This window comes from Mangrovicoccus sp. HB161399, from assembly GCF_013184745.1.
Classification (GTDB): Bacteria; Pseudomonadota; Alphaproteobacteria; order Rhodobacterales; family Rhodobacteraceae; genus Mangrovicoccus.
In genome coordinates, this window is sequence record NZ_JAATVU010000021.1 from 41279 (window position 1) to 58752 (window position 17474).

Sequence of the window (17474 nt, forward strand, 5' to 3'; positions counted from 1 at the left end):
GGAGGATCGCGCGAATTGCCGCAACATCAGGTTAACGGGCCCAGGATCGCCGCGATGGCTGCCGAGAGGGCAAGAACCGGGCCGATCGGAATCTTTGCAACCAGCATGAGCAAGCCCGCGGAAAATGCAAGCTCGACGGCAAGCGGGCGCAGCGTGCCGGGGTCGGGCAGCAGGATCTGCGCGGGGCCGGCCTGGATCGGCGCCATTCTGCCGAAGAAGACATGCAGCGCGAACCACAGCGACAAGTTCAGGATCACCCCGCAGACTGCCGCCGAGATCGCGCCGAGCGCCCCGGCCAGCCGCGGCCGCCCCGAGATCGCCTCGACATAGGGCGCCCCGGCGAAGATCCACAGGAAGCAGGGCACGAAAGTGACCCAGAGCGCCATCGCCCCCGCCGCCAGCGCCAGCCCCCAGCCCCCCGCATTTCCGCCCGCGAGCATCGCGACGAACTGCGTCACCAGGATCAGCGGCCCCGGCGTGGTCTCGGCCAGGCCCAGCCCGTCCATCATCTGCGCCGCGGTGATCCAGCCATGCTGCTGCACGACCTCCTGCGCCATGTAGGCCAGCACCGCATAGGCGCCGCCGAAAGTCACCACCGCGAGCTTGGAGAAGAACAGCGCGACCGCGGTCAGCAGCTGCCAGCCCATCGCCCAGGACAGCAGCACCGGCAGCGCCCAGAGCCCGCCCCAGACAGCGACGGTGCGCAGCGTGCGTGCGCCGGCCACCGGGGGTGCCGCGCGCGGCTCTCCCGGAGCGGCCAGCGCGCCGGCCAGTCCGGCGGCAAGCACGATCAGCGGAAAGGGCAGGGCGAAGGCGTAGATGCCGAGGAAGGACAGCGCCGCCAGCAGCCGCCGTCCCGGCGTGGTCAGCGCCTTGCGTCCCAGCCGCCAGAATGCCTGCACCACGATTGCCACCACTGCCGCCTGGATGCCCATGAACATGGCATTGACCAGCGGCAGCTGCCCCCAGGCCAGATAGGCCAGGGCCAGCGCCGCCATCACTGCCGCGCCGGGCAGCACGAAGAGGCCGCCGCCGATCAGGCCGCCCTGCCAGCCCTTCAGCCGCCAGCCCGCATAGGTCGCCAGCTGCATCGCCTCCGGTCCCGGCAGCAGCATGCAGAAGCTCAGGGAGGACAGGAACTGCGCCTCGCTCAGCCAGCCGCGCCCGTCGACCAGCTCGCGGTGCATCACGGCGATCTGCGCGGCGGGCCCTCCGAAGGAGTGCAGGCCGATCCGCCAGAAGGCCCTGAAGAGATCCCGGTACTCCGCCATGTGCCCGCCCCTCGCTTGCCGGTTCCGCCATGGCACATCCCGGCGATTCCGCCCACAGGCCGTTGCGCCGCGGTCCCGCCGGCCGGCGGGTCCGGGGCAACAGGCGGCGGGGGAGGCGCGCCATGTGCAGGAAGGGTTGCGGACGGGAGAGCCGGGACCGGCGCGGCCATGGTCGGCGCCGCCGCGCCGTCCATCCGGGATTGCTCTGCGGTTGCGCCCGGGACGGGCAGCCCGGCGGCGAAGTTGGCAGGGAAAGCCGGACTGATCAACCCGTCCAGCAAGCGCAGCTGCGCCGCCATAGCCGCAAGTTCCTGGAACTGCCCCCGATGCTACAGGAGCATTCCGCCTGGCGGGGGCGTTGCTGCGCAAGTTGCAAGGGGCAACTCGTGAATCTGGCATTTTAGCTGCTCGACATGAGAAGGTCTCCGAAGACGACATTCAGGATCTCCAACCGGCACGCATGTGGCCAGGCTCAGAGGCAGCGGGGTTCGCTGGCCTTCTGGTTGGGTGCCGACATGCAGCGGAACGCGGTGCCGTCTGGGCGTCGCGGCTGTCGGCAGGCCATGGCGACACTGCGATCCAGGCCTGCCTGACGCTCAAGGTCCTCCTCGGCCTGCCGCACCGCCAGAGCGAGCCACGGGAGCGTCACAGCTCCGAGCGAGTTGCCCATCGCGGCGCCATCGGTCCGGGGCCGATGGGCGGCGGCGAGCAGGGTTCGTGGCGCAACTGCCGGAACTGTCCGGGATCGGCCGATCCGTGCCCTTCGCCGGGCAATCCGTCCTCCAGACGGATTCTCTGTTCTCCTAAGGTCTGCAGCCTGTCATGCCTCCAGAGTTAGGCGGGACCGTCGCGCCGGTGGTGCCGCGAAAGCCCGTCGAACCTTGGGTGCCACCATCCCGAAGCGCGGCTCCGGAGGCACGCTTCGCCTGCTCGTGCATAGCACCGGGATCATGGTGAAAGGAGAAGGCGGGTGGCACAGGCGCAAGCAAGGCGGCTCCTGGCGGCCCGTGTGGCGCAATATTCACTTGGGGATCAACGAGGAAACGCTCGAGATCCGGGCGGCGGCAGCCATGTCGAGCAATGTCGGCGACGTCGAGCGGGCAAGCGCCACCGGTCCGAGCCGACCGGCGAGGGATGCTGCCCGAATTGCCCGCCCAGATCCCGACGAACTGGAAGTCGCCGCTCCCACCGCCGGGTTGCCGACGGCTGCGCCACGTATCGGGCGCAGCCGGCGGCGCCTGCAGCATGCGTGGCGGCCAGGACGCCGTCGCAGCCCGCGCTGCGGCAGCGGTCCGGGCGTGCCTTCCGACCGGTGGCAGTCATGCCCTCACTCCCTCCCCGTCGCAACGCGAAGCCGCGGAAACCGCAAGCCGCCGGGGCACGGGCGCGCAGCGGGTTCCTGGGGCGCCAAGGCATCTGGGCCGGACGTTCCGGCGGAACTGGCGCGGGTGCCAGTGACGGAGCAGGGCCGAGATATGAGCCGGATCGGGATAAGGTCCGGCGGACCTTCTACCCGGCGGTTGGATGAACTGCGCGAAGCTGCTCGGCCAGCGGCCCATGTCCGTTCGGCATCGGCTTCGGACCGATGGAAGCGCAATGCCTCACCTTCGTCCGCAAGGGGAGACGACGTCCAGATCCGTTCGGCAGTCATGAACCGCTTCACGGCCCCCGGCGTCCCGGCGTTCCGGCGACCGCGGGGCTTGGACAAGGGTGCCCTGGCAGAGGGAAACTGCGGTCGATTGCCGATTTGTCCAACAGGGCCAGTCACGATGCGGCGGGCCCCCCCGGCCGAGGCCGCGCCGCGGGGAGGTCCGGCGTCAGTTGCGTGGCAGTCGGGGCAGGCAGGCGCCGCCGCGCGCGGAGACGGCAGTTCGCGGCTGCTTGCTGCCGGGTCGCATGGCAGCGCCGGTTGCGGGTTGGTCGGGCGGGACGGGTCCGGACGGCGCTTTCCGCCATGCCGGAAGTCCCGGGCCCTGCTGCCTGCGCTGAGCGATGGTCATGGTTCTTGCGGGCGTGACGTCCGGGCCAGACAGCGGCGGGCCCGGGCAAAGAGGCTGCGCGATCCCCGCCGTCATCCGCAATGGCAGATCCCCCCTGATGCTGTTCGTCGGCAGCCTTCCATCCGGCAAGGGGGCGATGCCGTGCGAGTGCCTGCGGAATGGCCTCCATGCGCAGCCCGGCGACAGCGGAAAGTCGTCGTCTTCCTGCCGGCTGCAACCTGACAAGGCGCGCCGCGGCGCGCCCGCGCGGCTCAGCCCCCGGGGCCGCGTTTGCCTTCCGGCGTTTCCTCGGCCAGCGGCCAGTAGAAATCCGGCGGCAGGCCCGCATCGGCCCGCTTTTCCTCGTTGAAGGGCGGCTTCAGCGCGCCGTGGAAGTATTTCCGCACCAGCGCGTGGAAGGTCTCCTTGGGGTCTAGCTCGTGACGGCCGCAGAGGAAATTGAACCATTTCGAGCCATAGGCGACATGGCCGACCTCCTCCGCATAGATCGTCTCCAGCGCCTCGACCGCGCTTGCCATCTCCGCCTTCCTGAACACGCCGATCATGCCCGGCGTGACGTCGAGCCCGCGCGCCTCCAGCACCATCGGTACGACCGACAGGCGGCCGAGGAAGTCGTCCACGGTATCCTCGGCGGCGCGCCACATGCCGGCATGGGCGGGCAAGTCGCCGTAGAAGCTGCCCAGTTCCTCCAGGCAGCCGCAGACCAGCCGGAAATGCTTGGATTCCTCGTCCGCCGATTTCACCCAGTCGTCGTAGAAGCCGAGCGGCATCTTCACATCGGCAAAGCGCGGGATGATGTCCCAGTGCAGGTCGACGGCATTCAGCTCGATATGCGCGACCGCGTGCAGGAGCGCCTTGCGCCCCGCCTCGCTGCCCGGGCGCCGCCGCGGCACGTCCTTCGGCGGCAGCAGCTCAGGCCGCTCGGGACGCGAGGGCCGCAGCGGCGCCTCGGCGCGGCCGATCTCGATCGGCGTCCCGGCCGCGCGCGCGGCGAACCAGCGGGCGGCATAGTCGCGGGACTTGCCGGTCTTTTCCATCGGGTCGGCGGTGGTCAGAACGTCCACGGCCATCTGGGCAAGCGTCATGGTCATGGCTCCGCCTCTTGCCGCAAAGCCTGCACCGCGGCAAGGGCACTGCCAATCCGTGCTCGGGACGGGCGCGGGGCCGCAGGCGGATGCAGATTGCGGAAACCGCCGCGCCGCCGCAGGGCGGCATTTTCCCGGATCGGGATGCCGGAGGGCGCGGAAAACGGCGTGCCTGCAGAGCAGGCCGCGAGCGCTGTCCGCCGGAACCGGACGGGTCCAGGGCCGGGCGGATCGGTCCGGTTCCGGCAGCGCAGGCAGGGCCGCTGCTCACAAAATGGCGTCCGGCGGTTTACATTCCGGGCCGGAATTGCCAGCCTTGGGACCGAGCGAACGAGCAACCCGCCCCGATCCGCGGCCTCGGCAAATTCACAACTCCCCCGAAAAGGATGCTTCCCATGACCCAGTCAAAGCCGGGCGACACCCTGCATATTCACTACAAGGGCTCTCTGGACGACGGCACGGTCTTCGACACTTCCGAAGGCCGCGATCCGCTGTCGTTCCAGCTGGGCTCCGGCCAGATCATTCCGGGACTCGATGCCGGGCTGGCCGGCATGGAAGTCGGCGAGACCCGCACCGTGCGCGTCGAGGCGGCAGATGCCTATGGCGAACACCATCCCGACCGCATGCAGGCGGTGGACCGCGCCAATGTGCCGGATCACATCCCGACCGAGCCCGGCACGCAGCTGCAGGTGCAGACGCAGGACGGCCAGGCCCTGCAGGTCGTGATCGCAGAGGTGACCGAGGACGAGCTGATCCTCGATGCCAACCACCCGCTCGCGGGCAAGGCGCTGACCTTCGACGTCGAACTGGTCGCGATCGCCTGACCGCAGCGCGCGGGGACGGCTTTCCCTGGCCGCCCCGCGCCGCCGCGCCTCACAGCGCCTTGGCAGCCTCCAGAACCGCCTCGGCATGGCCCGGCACCTTCACCTTGCGCCAGGCCTGCGCGATCTTGCCGTCCGCATCGACGAGGAAGGTGGCGCGCTCGATCCCCATGTACTTCTTGCCGTACATAGATTTCTCCACCCAGACGCCGAAGGCCTCGCAGACCGCGCCGTCCTCGTCCGAGAGCAGCTGGACGCCCAGTTCGTGCTTGGCGCGGAACTTTGCGTGCTTGGCAACGGTGTCCTTGGAGATTCCCATCACCTTCACGCCGGCCGCCGCGAAGTCCGGCATCAGCCCGGTGAAGGCAATCGCCTCCTTGGTGCAGCCCGAGGTATCGTCCTTGGGATAGAAATAAAGCACCACCGGCGCGCCGCGTTCCGCCGAAAGCGTGACATCCGCCCCGCCATCCTGTGGCAAAGTGAAGTCCGGCGCCATGTCGCCCGTCTCTGGCATTGTCTGTCCTCGCAAATGATAATCTTCCCGAGTTCTAGGTGAATCGAGGCAGAATCCAACCCCATGCATCCCCGCCAGCACCAGCATCTGAACGGGAGGCCCCGCAAGCGGCGCCTGCACCGCAAGCTGCTGAAGACGGCGGGGCGGATCCTGCAGACCGCGGTGATCCTCGCCACCGTCGCGGTGGCCGGGACGGCGGTGCTGGCGATGGTGGCGCAGACCCGGCCGCTGCCGGTGGGATCCTGGGTCGCGCGGGTGGCCGGGGACCGGCTGCAGAACCGGCTGGCCGGGCAGGGGCTGGCGGCGGTGATCGACCAGTTCGACCTGTCGCTGCGTCCCGGGCTCGTGCCGGTGGTGGAGGCGCGGGGGCTGAGGCTCTACCGCCGCGGCGAGTCGGTGCCGCTGCTGGCGCTGGCCGAGGCCGATCTGGTGATCGACGGCAGCGCGCTGCTGCGCGGGCGGTTCCAGCCCAAGGCGCTGCGGCTTGCCGGGATGAAGGCGACGCTGGCGGCGACCGGGGGCGGGGTCAGCCTCGGCGCCGAGCGCGCCACCATCCTGCAGGCGGTGCGCCGTCCGGGCGAGGCGCTGGCGCAGCTCCGCTCGATTCTCGACCAGCCGAATTTCGCTTCGCTGCAGGAGCTCGGGATTTCCGGCATCGACCTGCGCGTCGAGGACCAGGTGAACGGCTGGGCCTGGCACAATCCCGACGGCGACCTGCGGATCGGGCGGCAGGGCGAGGCGCTGACGCTGCAGCTGCAGCTTGCCGGACCGGGCGAGGCTCCGGCGCAGGGGGCGCTGAGCCTCGGCGTCACGGCCGACATGGCCGCGGGCACCGGCCGGCTGCGCTTTGCCGCGCGCGGGGTGAACCCGGCGCAGCTGCTGCCCGGCGAGGGAAGCGGGCTTGTGCTGCCGCCCGATCCGGTGGCCGACCTGCCGCTGTCGATCCTGCTGGCAGCCGACCTGCGCGCCGACGGCACGCTGGCGCCGCTGCGCGGGCGGGTGTCCTTCGGCGACGGCCATGTCCAGCTGGGGGCGGAGCGCCGCGCGACGGTGCGCAGCGGCGGGGCGGATCTGCTCTTCGATCCGCAGCGCGACATCCTCGAGGTCGACAACCTGCGGCTCGACAGCGACCTGCTGGCCTTCTCGGGCGCGGCGCGGGTCATCCCCGGATGGACGCCCGCGGGCGCGGTGAAATCCGCGGCGCTGCAATTCTCGGCAACCGGCCTGTCGCTCGACCTGCCGGGGGTGCTGGCGAAGCCGGTGGAGGGCGCGCGGCTGGAAACCGCGCTGCGCTACGACCTGGCGCAGCGGCGGATCGAGCTGGCGCCGAGCTGGCTGGTCGCCGACGGCGCGGCGGTGCAGGTTTCGGGCGGGGCCGAGCTGCCCGACCCGCTGCGCTGCATCACCCCGGGCGCGCCCAGCCGCACGCTGCTGCCGGATTGCTGGCGGATGCAATTCGATGCCCGCGCCGGCGAGCTGGACCTCGACGCGGTGCGCGCGCTCTGGCCGCCGGCCGTGGCGCAGGCCCCGCGGAAATGGGCGCTGGAGAATGTCCATGCCGGCACCGTGCGCGACGCGCGGCTGTCGCTGCGGCTGGACCGGCGCGGCCCGCCCGAGTCGGCGCTGACCTTCCGCTTCGGCGGCGGCGAGGTGACGGCGGTGCCGGGCATTCCCGAAATCTCGGCGGCGGAGGGGTTCTTCTCGCTGCAGCAGCACCGGCTTGCGGTCGCGCTCGACCATGCCGAGATGGCGGCGCCCGAGGGCGGGACAGTGCAGATTACCGGCGGGCGGATCGCCAAGTCCGACACGACGGTGAAATCGACGCCGCTGGAGGTCTCCGGCCATGCCGAGGCGCCGGCCCCGGCCGCGCTGTCGCTGCTGGCGGTGCCCGCGCTGACGGGCGGCAAGCTGGGCGCGCTGCCGGTCGGCCCCGGCGATGTCGGCGGCGGCGTCGCGCTCGACATCGCGCTCTCGGTGCCGATGGGGCCGGACCGGGCGTCGCGCAAGCTGGACTACCGGGTGACCGGACAGATCACGGAGGCCGCCACCGCGGCGCTGCTGCCCGGGCGCCAGCTGGAGAGCCCGCGGCTCGACCTGTCGCTCGACCGCAGCAAGGTGACGGTGGCTGGGCCCGCCACGCTGGACGGCTTCCCTGCGGAGGTGACCTGGAGCCGGGCCATGGGCCCCGGCGCCGACGGCAGCGACATCGCGTTTTCGGCGCCGCTGACCCGCGGCCTGCTGGAGGAGATCGGCGTGCCGCTGTCGGGCAGCAAGGTGTCCGGCACGGGACGCGTCGAGGGAACGGTCGCGCTGCGCCAGGGGCGGCCGCCGCAGCTGGCGCTGGACGGCGACCTTGCCGGGATGGCGGTGTCGGTTCCCGCGCTCGGCTGGTCGAAGCCGGCGGGACGCGCCGGGTCGGTGGACCTCTCCGGACATCTCGGTCCTGCGCCTGCCTTCGACCGGCTGCGGCTGCGTGCGCCGGGCCTGTCGCTCGACGGGCGGCTGTCGATGCGCGCCGGGGGCGGACTGTCGGAGCTTGCCTTCTCGCGGGCGCAGCTGGGCGGCTGGTTCGATGCCGCCGTCACCCTGCGGCCCCGCCAGGGCGGGCGCCCGGCTCTGTCGCTGTCCGGCGGGACGCTGGATCTGCGCGGCCTGCCCAAGGGCGGCGGGGGCAGCGGCGGCGGCAAGGACGGCCCGGGGCCGGTCGCGCTGAGGGACATGACGGTGCGGGTCACCGACACGCTGGCGCTGGCCAATGTCGCGGGCGGGATCGATCTGGCCGCGGGCAATGCGGGCAAGCTCGAGGGCCGCGTCAATGGCGGCGCACCGGTCGACATCCGGCTCTCGGCGGCGCAGCCGGGGCCGAGCATCCGCATCCGCAGCAGCGATGCCGGTCGGGTGGCGCAGGATGCGGGACTCTTCCGGCGCGCCGGGGGCGGGGTGCTGGATCTGCGGCTCGACCCGACGGGGCAGGCGGGCAGCTACCGCGGGCGTCTGGGGATCGACGGCATCACCATCACCGAGGCGCCGGTCGCCGCGCGGGTGCTCTCGGCGATCTCGGTGGTCGGCATCGCCGAGCAGATGATCAAGGGCGGGATACATTTCGGCCGGGTCGACGCACAGTTCCTCTTGACGCCGGAGCGCATGGTTGTGAGCCAAGCGAGCGCGACCGGACCGAGTCTCGGCCTGTCGCTCGACGGAGAAGTTGATCTGAAACGGAAGGCCATGGACATTCAGGGCGTGCTCTCGCCATTTTACTTCTTGAACCGCGTCGGCGCCGGGATGACCCGCCCCGGCGAGGGGCTGCTCGGCATCACCTTCGGCGTCTCGGGCCCCTTCGCCCGGCCGCGGGTCCGGGCCAATCCGCTGTCGCTGCTGGCGCCGGGCGGGATGCGCGAGATCTTCCGCAATCCCGCGCCCGAGATCGGGGGCGAGGGATGAAACTCGCCGATTTCGATTTCGACCTGCCCGAGGACCGCATCGCCACCCGCCCGGTCCGTCCCCGCACCGCAGCCAAGCTGCTGGTCGTCGAGGGGCAGGAGGCGGCGTTCCGCGACCTGCATGTCTCCGACCTGCCGGACCTGCTGCGCGCGGGCGACCGGCTGGTGCTGAACAACACCCGCGTCCTGCCTTCGCGGCTTGCCGGCATGCGCCGCCGCGACAGCGACAGCGGCACGGGCGAGGCGAAGGTCGAGGTGACGCTGCTCGACCCGCAGCCGGAGGAAAACGTCTGGACCGCGCTGATCAAGCCGCTGCGCAAGCTGCGCGACGGCGAGACGGTGGAGTTCGGCGCGGGCGTGCGGGCGCACATGCTGTCGCGCGACGGCGCCGGGCTGGCGCGCGTCCGGCTGGAGCATGGCGAGGAGACAGTGGAGGCCGCGCTGGCCCTGGTCGGCGCGATGCCGCTGCCGCCCTACATCGCGGCCAAGCGTCCGGCGGACGAGCAGGACCGCACCGACTACCAGACGGTCTTCGCCCGCCATTCCGGCGCGGTGGCGGCGCCGACGGCGAGCCTGCATTTCGACGAGGACCTGCTGGAGGCGATCCGCGCCAGGGGCGTCGACTTCACCGAGGTCACGCTGCATGTCGGCGCGGGCACCTTCCTGCCGGTCAAGGTCGACGACCCGGCCAAGCACCGGATGCATGCCGAATGGGGCGAGGTCAGCGAAGCGGCGGCGGCGGAGATCCGCGCCACCAAGGCGGCGGGCGGGCGCGTGATCGCGGTCGGCACCACCGCGCTGCGGCTGATCGAGAGCGCCGCGCGGAAGACCGGCGAGGTCGCTCCCTTCGCCGCGAAAACCGACATCTTCATCTATCCCGGCTTCGAATTCCGCGCCGCCGACGGGCTGATGACCAATTTCCATCTTCCCAAATCGACACTGATGATGCTGGTTTCCGCATTGATGGGGCGGGAACGGATGCTGACGGCCTATGCCCATGCGGTCGGGTCCGGCTACCGTTTCTTCAGCTACGGCGACGCCTCGCTGCTGCTGCCGTCAACCGGAAAGTAACCATGGCCGGGTAGGCGGGAAACCGCCCCCGGCGCCGCCGCCGAGAAAAAAACTCCCGCGATGTCGCTTTTGGCATGGCGGACCGTTACCTTGCGCAGCTAGGGCAAGGGAAAACGCAAGTCCGAAAGAGTCGACCGATGACCCGCGCCTTCCTCATGTCCTGGCCCCTTTTCCTCGGCATCTTCCTGCTGATGGTGGGCAACGGCTCGCAGGGGACTCTGCTGGGCATCCGCGGCAACCTGGAGGGCTTCTCGACCCTGCACCTGTCGCTGGTCATGTCGGCCTATTTCGCGGGCTTCCTCGGCGGCTCGCAGCTGGCGCCCGAGCTGATCCGACGGGTCGGCCACATCCGGGTCTTCGCGGCGCTGGCCAGCTTCATCTCGGCGATCCTGATCCTGTATCCGACGATCACCGATCCCTGGGTCTGGATCGCGCTGCGCGTGGTCTTCGGCTTCTGCATGTGCGGGGTCTACGTGACCGCGGAAAGCTGGCTGAACTCCTCGACGCCGAACAACCTGCGCGGCCAGACGCTGTCGCTCTACATGATCGTGCAGACCGGCGGCGTGGTCGCGGCGCAGGCGCTGCCGATGCTGGGCGACCCGTCGCAATACGTGCTGTTCGTCGTGGTCTCGGTGCTGGTCTCGATCAGCTTCGCGCCGATCTTGCTGTCGGTCACGCCGACGCCGACCTTCTCCTCGACCAAGCGGATGGGTATCGCGCAGCTCTTCAAGGTCTCGCCGCTGGGCTGCGTCGGCATCCTGCTGATGGGCGGGGTCTATTCCTCGACCTTCGGCATGGCCTCGGTCTTCGGCACCTCCGCCGGGCTCAGCGTGTCGCAGATCTCGCTTTTCATCGCGGCGATCTATGTCGGCGGCCTGATCTGCCAGTTCCCGATCGGCTGGCTCTCGGACCGGATGGACCGCCGCCGCCTGATCCTGGCGACTGCGGCCATGGGCGCGGCCGTCGCCGTGCTGCCCTTCCTGTCGCTGAGCTTCCCGGTGCTGCTGGCCGTGGGCGCGGTGATCGGCGGTGTGTCGAACCCGCTCTACGGGCTGCTCGTGGCGCACACGGCCGACTTCCTGGAACCCGACGACATGGCCTCCGCTTCGGGACAGCTTTTGTTTCTGAACGGTTTCGCTGCCGTGATCGGTCCGGTGATCACCGGCTTTGCCATGGGCACGGTCGGTCCGAACGGATTTTTTCTTTTCCTTGCAGTGCTTTTCGCCGGCCTGACGCTCTATGCCGGCTACCGGATGACCCGCCGCCCGGCACCGGCCGTCAGCGAGACCGGCGATTTCGCGCCGGTCCTGCCGACCGCATCGGTTGTCACGATGGAGGCCGTGGCCGAGTCCTATATGGATTCGGAGGATGCGGAAGAGCACGAGGAAGAGGATCACGCGGCCTGACCCGACAGCCGGGTTAACTACGCCGCCGATCGTTCCTTCGGATTTTCCCGCAATTGATACACACTTTGTAAAGGTGTTGAGTGAACGCCGTCGAAGCGGGGAGAGAACAATGACGGGTTATGAGGACGTTCTGGATTTCTGGATCGACGAGGTCGGTCCGAAGGGCTGGTACATGGGCGGCGCGGAGCTGGACGCGACGATCCTGGCGCGCTTCGGGACCACCTGGGAGGCGGCGCAGGCCGAGGGCCATCTGGGCTGGAGCGCCACGCCGCACGGCACGCTGGCGCTGCTGATCCTGCTCGACCAGTTCCCGCGCAACATGTTCCGCGGCGACGGCCGCGCCTTTGCCACCGACACCCTGGCGCGCAGCCTCGCCAAGAAGGCGATCGAGCTCGGCTGGGACATGCGCATCCCCGAGCCGGAGCGGCAGTTCTTCTACCTGCCGCTGATGCATTCGGAATGCCTGATGGACCAGGAGCGCTGCATCCGCCTGATGATGGAGCGGATGCCGGAGAGCGGCGCCGACAACCTGCTGCATGCGCGCGCGCACCGCGAGGTGATCCGCCGCTTCGGCCGCTTCCCGTACCGCAACGACGATCTCGGCCGCCCGACCACCGGCGAGGAGGCCCGCTTCCTCGAGGAGGGCGGCTACCGCACCGTCGTGCAGGGCATGCGCGTCGCCGCCTGAGCCGCCTGCCGGCCGGCGCCCAGGGGCCGCCCCGTGCGGCCCTTTCGCTTTTCTTCGCCCGCATTTGGGTATAGGGGCAGCGGACCACGCCAGATCGCAACGGAGGCCGCGATGGCAGAGATCCGCCTGACCAACACCCGCACCCGCAAGCTCGAGATTTTCGAGCCGATCGACCCGTCGAACGTGCGCCTCTATCTCTGCGGCCCCACTGTCTATGACCGTGCCCATCTGGGCAATGCCCGCCCCGTCGTCGTCTTCGACGTGCTGGTGCGGCTGCTGCGCCACGTCTACGGGCCGGATCACGTGACCTATGTCCGCAACTTCACCGATGTGGACGACAAGATCAACGCCACCGCGCTGCAGCGCAAGGAAGCGGGCGCCCCGGGGACGCTGGAGGACCTGATCCGCGAGCGCACCGAGGAAACCATCGGCTGGTACCATGCCGACATGGACGCGCTCGGCGCCGCCCGCCCGGACCACGAGCCGCGCGCGACCGCCTATATCGGCCAGATGATCGCCATGTGCGAGGACCTGATCGCAAAGGGCCATGCCTATGCGGCCGAGGGCCATGTGCTGTTCTCGGTGGAAAGCTACGAGGATTACGGCCGCCTTTCGGGCCGCTCGGTCGAGGACATGATCGCCGGCGCCCGCGTCGAGGTCGCGCCCTACAAGCGCAACCCGATGGATTTCGTGCTGTGGAAGCCGTCGACCGACGACCTGCCCGGCTGGGACAGCCCCTGGGGCCGCGGCCGCCCGGGCTGGCATATCGAATGCTCGGCGATGAGCCATGACCTCTTGGGCCCGAGCTTCGACATCCATGGCGGGGGCAACGACCTGATGTTCCCGCACCACGAGAACGAGATCGCCCAGAGCTGCTGCGCGAATCCCGGCTCCGGCTTCGCGCGCGTCTGGCTGCACAACGAGATGCTGCAGGTCGAGGGCAAGAAGATGTCCAAGTCCCTGGGCAACTTCTTCACCGTGCGCGACCTGCTCGATCAGGGCATCCCCGGCGAGGTCATCCGCATGGTGTTCCTCGGCACGCATTACCGCAAGCCGATGGACTGGACCGAGGCCAAGCGCGAGGAGGCCGAGAAGACCCTGCGCAAGTGGCGCGCCCTGACCGATAGCGTTGCTCCGGGCGAAGCCTCGCCCGCGGTTCTGGCGGCGCTTTCGGACGACATCAACACCGCCGGCGCGATTGCGGAACTGCACAAGCTGGCCGCCGCGGGCGATGCCGCCGCGCTGAAAGGGTCCGCCGCGATGCTGGGGCTGCTGACCGACGAGCTGGGCGACTGGGCCCAATCCGCCGATATCGACCTCAGCTCCTATGCCGATGCGCTTGCCGCCGCGCGGGCGCAGGCGATGGAAACGAAGGATTTCGGCAAGGTCGATGCGATGAAATCCATGCTGCTGGCAGCGGGCGTCGAGGTCCGCATGTCCAAGGCCGGGGTCGAGCTTGCCCCGAAACCCGAATTCGACGCCGCAAAACTGGAGGCGCTCTCATGACCCGCGAACGTCTGTACCTTTTCGACACCACGCTGCGCGACGGGCAGCAGACCCATGGCGTGCAGTTCTCCACCGACGAGAAGATCCGCATCGCCGAGACGCTGGACTCGCTGGGCATCGACTATATCGAGGGCGGCTGGCCGGGCGCGAACCCGACCGACAGCGCCTTCTTCGAGGCGCGTCCCGAGACCCGCGCGACCTTCACCGCCTTCGGCATGACCAAGCGGGCGGGCCGCTCGGCGGAGAATGACGACGTGCTGGCGGGCGTGCTGAACGCGCGGACGCCTGCCGTATGCCTCGTCGGCAAGAGCCACGATTTCCACGTCACCGAAGCGCTCGGCATCACGCTGGAGGAGAACCTAGGGAACATCGCCGCCTCCTTTGCGCATGTGGTGAAGGAAGGCCGCGAAGCGCTCTACGACGCCGAGCATTTCTTCGACGGCTACAAGGCAAATCCGGGCTATGCGCTGTCCTGCCTGCGCGCCGCCTATGATGCCGGCGCGCGCTGGATCGTGCTCTGCGATACCAATGGCGGCACGCTGCCCGACGAGATCGGCCGCATCGTCCGCGAGGTGATCGCCGACGGCATCCCGGGCGACCGGCTGGGCATCCACTGCCATGACGATACCGGCAACGCCGTGGCGGGCTCGCTGGCCGCGGTCGATGCCGGCGTCCGCCAGGTGCAGGGCACGCTGAACGGGCTGGGCGAACGCTGCGGCAACGCGAACCTCACCACGCTGATCCCGACGCTGATGCTGAAGGAGCCCTATGCCGGCCGCTACGAAACCGGCGTCACCACCGAGGCGCTGGCCGGGCTGACCCGGGCCTCGCGCATGCTCGACGACATCCTCAACCGGGTGCCGCTGCGCAGCTCTCCCTATGTCGGCGCCTCGGCCTTCACCCACAAGGCCGGGCTGCATGCCAGCGCGATCCTGAAGAACCCGGCCACCTACGAACACATCCGCCCCTCGCAGGTCGGCAATTCCCGCCTGATCCCGATGTCGAACCAGGCCGGCCAGTCGAACCTGCGCCGCCGCCTGGCCGAGGCCGGGCTGGAGGTCGCCCCCGGCGATCCGGCGCTCGGCGCGATCCTGGAGCGGATCAAGGAGAACGAGGCGCAGGGCTATACCTACGACGCCGCGCAGGCGAGCTTCGAGCTGGTGGCGCGAAAGGAGCTCGGCACGCTGCCCGAGTTCTTCGAGGTCAAGCGCTACCGCGTGACCGTCGAGCGCCGCAAGAACAAGCGCGACCGCATGGTCAGCCTGTCCGAGGCCGTGGTGGTGGTGAAGATTGGCGACGAGAAGCACCTGTCGGTCTCCGAAAGCATCGACGCTCAGGGAAGCGACCGCGGCCCGGTCAACGCGCTGTCGAAGGCGCTGATGAAGGACCTCGGCGTCTACCAGCAGTATATCGAAGACATGAAGCTCGTCGATTTCAAGGTGCGCATCACCAATGGCGGCACCGAGGCGGTCACGCGGGTGATCATCGACACCGAGGACCGCGCGGGCAACCGCTGGTCGACGGTCGGCGTTTCGCCGAACATCGTCGATGCCTCCTTCGAGGCGCTGCTCGATGCCATCGCCTGGAAGCTGATCCGCGACGGGGCTCCGGCCGTGGGCGCGCTGAGCCGTCCGGTGGCCGATCTGGCATGAGCCTCGACGCCTGCGCCGATCTCGTGCGGCGGGGCGATCCGGACCGCTGGATCTCGCTCCGCGGCCAGCCGCGGGCGGTGCGGGCGCGCCTGCTGCCGGTCTATGCCGCCAATGTGGAAATCGCCCGGGCGCCCTGGGTCAGCCAGGAGCCGATGATCGGCCAGATGCGGCTGGCCTGGTGGCGCGAGGCGATGGAGGAAATCGCCTCGGGCGGCCCGGTGCGCCGCCATGAGGTGGCGACCCCGCTGTCCGAGGTGCTGACGGCGGCCGGGGCGGAGGCGCTCGATGCCGCCATCGTCGCGCGGCATGCCGATCTGGAGGCTGCACCCTTCGCCGGTTCGGTCGCGCTGATCGAATATCTCGAGGATACCGGCGGCCAGCTGATGGTCGCTGCGGGCGCGGCGCTCGGCGCCGGGACGCGCGGGCTGATGGATGCCGGATTTGCCGCCGGGCTGGCGGCCTATCTGCGGGCCGTTCCCGAGCTCAGGGCGCGAGGGCGGAGGCCGCTTCCGTCCGAAGACCCGCAGGACATTGCCGAACTGGCGCGGATCGGGCTCGACCGCCTGGGCGCGGCCCGCGGCAGCGCTCCGGAACCTGCCGCGCGCCCGGCGCTGCTGTCCGCCTGGCGGGCAGGCGGCATCCTGCGCGCCGCAAGGGCAGAGCCGGGCCGGGTGCTTGCGGGGCGGCTGGAAATCTCGCCCTTCCGCCGCGACGTTTCGCTTCTCGCGCATCGCCTGCGGGGCTGGTGAGCCTCCCTCTCCCCCGCGGGGAGAGGGCCGGGGTGAGGGGGCGTCAGGCCTCCTTCGGGCGCAGCGCCAGCCAGATCAGCGCGCCGCCGGCCAGCACCAGGAAGGGCGCCATCGCCATGTTCACCGCGCTCCAGCCCTCGACCGGCGTCCCGCCCGAGCAGTTCATCAGCCCGCCGGAGGCGAGCGAGGCAAAGGTCACGCAGCCGAACACCATCGCGTCGTTCAGCCCCTGCACCAGCCCGCGCTCTTCCCCCGTGTGCTGCTGCGCCAGCATCGCGGTCGCGCCGATGAATCCGAAATTCCAGCCGATCCCGAGCAGGATGAGCGCGCCGAAGAAATGGCCCAGCTCCACGCCGGACAGCGCCGTGAAGCCTGCCAGCGCGAGGATGGCCAGCCCGGCGGCGACGATCCTCGGGGCGCCGAAGCGGGCGATCAGGTGGCCGGTGAAGAAGGACGGCACGAACATCGCCAGCACATGCCCCGTCACGATGTCCGAGGCGCTGTCCTGGGCATAGCCGCAGCCGACCACCGCCAGGGGCGTCGAGGTCATCACCAGGTTCATCAGCCCGTAGCTGACCATGCCGCAGATGATCGCCACCAGGATCTCGGGCGTGGCGAGCAGCTCGCGCACGGTGCGGCCCGCCCGCGCTCCGGCGCGCCGCGGCGCGGGCCGGGGCAGGTCGAGCAGGAAGAACAGCCCCATGCCCAGCAGGTTCAGCGACATCGCCACCATGTAGGTGCCGAGGAACGGCACGGGGAAGAGGTCATGCGTGACCTTGACCATCTGCGGCCCGATGATGGCCGAGATAAGCCCGCCCGCCATCACGTAGGAAATCGCCTTGGGCCGGAATGCCTCCGAGGCGCTGTCGGCGGCGGCGAAGCGGTAGAAGCCCTGCGCCGACATGTACATGCCGGTGAAGTAGGAGCCGGCCAGGAAGAGCGGGAAGCTGGAATTCAGCAGCCCCGCGGCGCCGATCGCCGAGCCCGCCAGCCCGCCTGCGGCCCCGATCAGGAACCCGGTCCGACGGCCGCGGCGCTGCATCACCCGGCTGAGCCAGGGCGCGGTGGTCATCGAGCCGAAGACGATCAGCGAAATCGGCAGCGTCGCGAAGCAGGCATTCGGCGCCAGCATCTGCCCGGCCAGCCCGCCGATCACGAAGATCATGGTGATCTGGCTGCCCAGCACCGCCTGCGCCGCGACCAGCACGGCAACGTTGCGCTTCGTGCGGCGGTCATCGGGAACGTAGGTGGCATCGGTCATCGGAACATCC

Annotated in this window: 12 protein-coding genes and 1 pseudogene; 9 read left to right on the plus strand and 4 right to left on the minus strand. The window is 70.0% G+C overall.

Annotated elements, in window-relative coordinates; genetic code table 11:
- Positions 1-26: 26 nt before the first annotated feature.
- A complete protein-coding gene (gene chrA / locus HCC78_RS13740; protein ID WP_172329360.1) occupies positions 27-1271 on the minus strand; it encodes a chromate efflux transporter in 1245 nt (414 codons plus the stop codon).
- A 413-nt stretch (positions 1272-1684) separates the two neighbouring features.
- On the opposite strand from chrA, the pseudogene HCC78_RS34800 reads away from it, so the two are divergent.
- Positions 1685-2362 (plus strand): annotated as a pseudogene (locus HCC78_RS34800) (transposase); the annotation flags it as partial.
- A gap of 1160 nt (positions 2363-3522) precedes the next feature.
- On the opposite strand, the gene HCC78_RS13745 reads toward HCC78_RS34800, so the two are convergent.
- Positions 3523-4362 (minus strand): ferritin-like domain-containing protein, encoded by an 840-nt coding sequence (locus HCC78_RS13745; protein ID WP_172329361.1) that lies wholly within the window; start codon positions 4360-4362, stop codon positions 3523-3525.
- 389 nt (positions 4363-4751) lie between these two features.
- On the opposite strand from HCC78_RS13745, the gene HCC78_RS13750 reads away from it, so the two are divergent.
- Complete coding sequence (locus HCC78_RS13750) at positions 4752-5180, plus strand: peptidylprolyl isomerase (protein ID WP_172329362.1); 429 nt, start codon at positions 4752-4754, stop codon at positions 5178-5180.
- Positions 5181-5229: 49 nt separating this feature from the next.
- Here the strand turns inward: HCC78_RS13750 and bcp are convergent, their stop codons facing one another.
- On the minus strand, positions 5230-5691 hold the full coding sequence (gene bcp, locus HCC78_RS13755) for a thioredoxin-dependent thiol peroxidase (RefSeq protein WP_172329363.1): 462 nt from the start codon (positions 5689-5691) through the stop codon (positions 5230-5232).
- A 63-nt stretch (positions 5692-5754) separates the two neighbouring features.
- On the opposite strand from bcp, the gene HCC78_RS13760 reads away from it, so the two are divergent.
- From HCC78_RS13760 to HCC78_RS13790, 7 genes are all read left to right on the plus strand, one after another.
- Positions 5755-9132: an AsmA-like C-terminal region-containing protein gene (locus HCC78_RS13760; RefSeq protein WP_172329364.1), complete on the plus strand. Its 3378-nt coding sequence runs from the start codon at positions 5755-5757 to the stop codon at positions 9130-9132.
- A complete protein-coding gene (gene queA / locus HCC78_RS13765; RefSeq protein WP_172329365.1) occupies positions 9129-10202 on the plus strand; it encodes a tRNA preQ1(34) S-adenosylmethionine ribosyltransferase-isomerase QueA in 1074 nt (357 codons plus the stop codon). Before HCC78_RS13760 ends, queA begins: the two co-directional genes overlap by 4 nt.
- 74 nt (positions 10203-10276) lie before the next feature.
- A complete protein-coding gene (locus HCC78_RS13770) occupies positions 10277-11608 on the plus strand; it encodes an MFS transporter (protein WP_371743833.1) in 1332 nt (443 codons plus the stop codon).
- A 109-nt stretch (positions 11609-11717) separates the two neighbouring features.
- Entirely contained in the window at positions 11718-12296 is a 579-nt protein-coding gene (locus HCC78_RS13775; protein ID WP_172329367.1) for a DUF924 family protein, read from the plus strand.
- Positions 12297-12407: 111 nt separating this feature from the next.
- Positions 12408-13802: a cysteine--tRNA ligase gene (gene cysS, locus HCC78_RS13780; RefSeq protein ID WP_172329368.1), complete on the plus strand. Its 1395-nt coding sequence runs from the start codon at positions 12408-12410 to the stop codon at positions 13800-13802.
- Positions 13799-15454 (plus strand): citramalate synthase, encoded by a 1656-nt coding sequence (gene cimA / locus HCC78_RS13785; RefSeq protein WP_172329369.1) that lies wholly within the window; start codon positions 13799-13801, stop codon positions 15452-15454. The genes cysS and cimA overlap by 4 nt, the downstream gene beginning before the upstream one ends.
- Positions 15451-16203 (plus strand): squalene/phytoene synthase family protein, encoded by a 753-nt coding sequence (locus HCC78_RS13790; RefSeq protein ID WP_172329370.1) that lies wholly within the window; start codon positions 15451-15453, stop codon positions 16201-16203. The genes cimA and HCC78_RS13790 overlap by 4 nt, the downstream gene beginning before the upstream one ends.
- Before the next feature lie 43 nt (positions 16204-16246).
- Here HCC78_RS13790 and HCC78_RS13795 read toward each other — a convergent pair whose 3' ends face one another.
- Entirely contained in the window at positions 16247-17464 is a 1218-nt protein-coding gene (locus HCC78_RS13795; protein ID WP_172329371.1) for an MFS transporter, read from the minus strand.
- Positions 17465-17474: the final 10 nt, after the last annotated feature.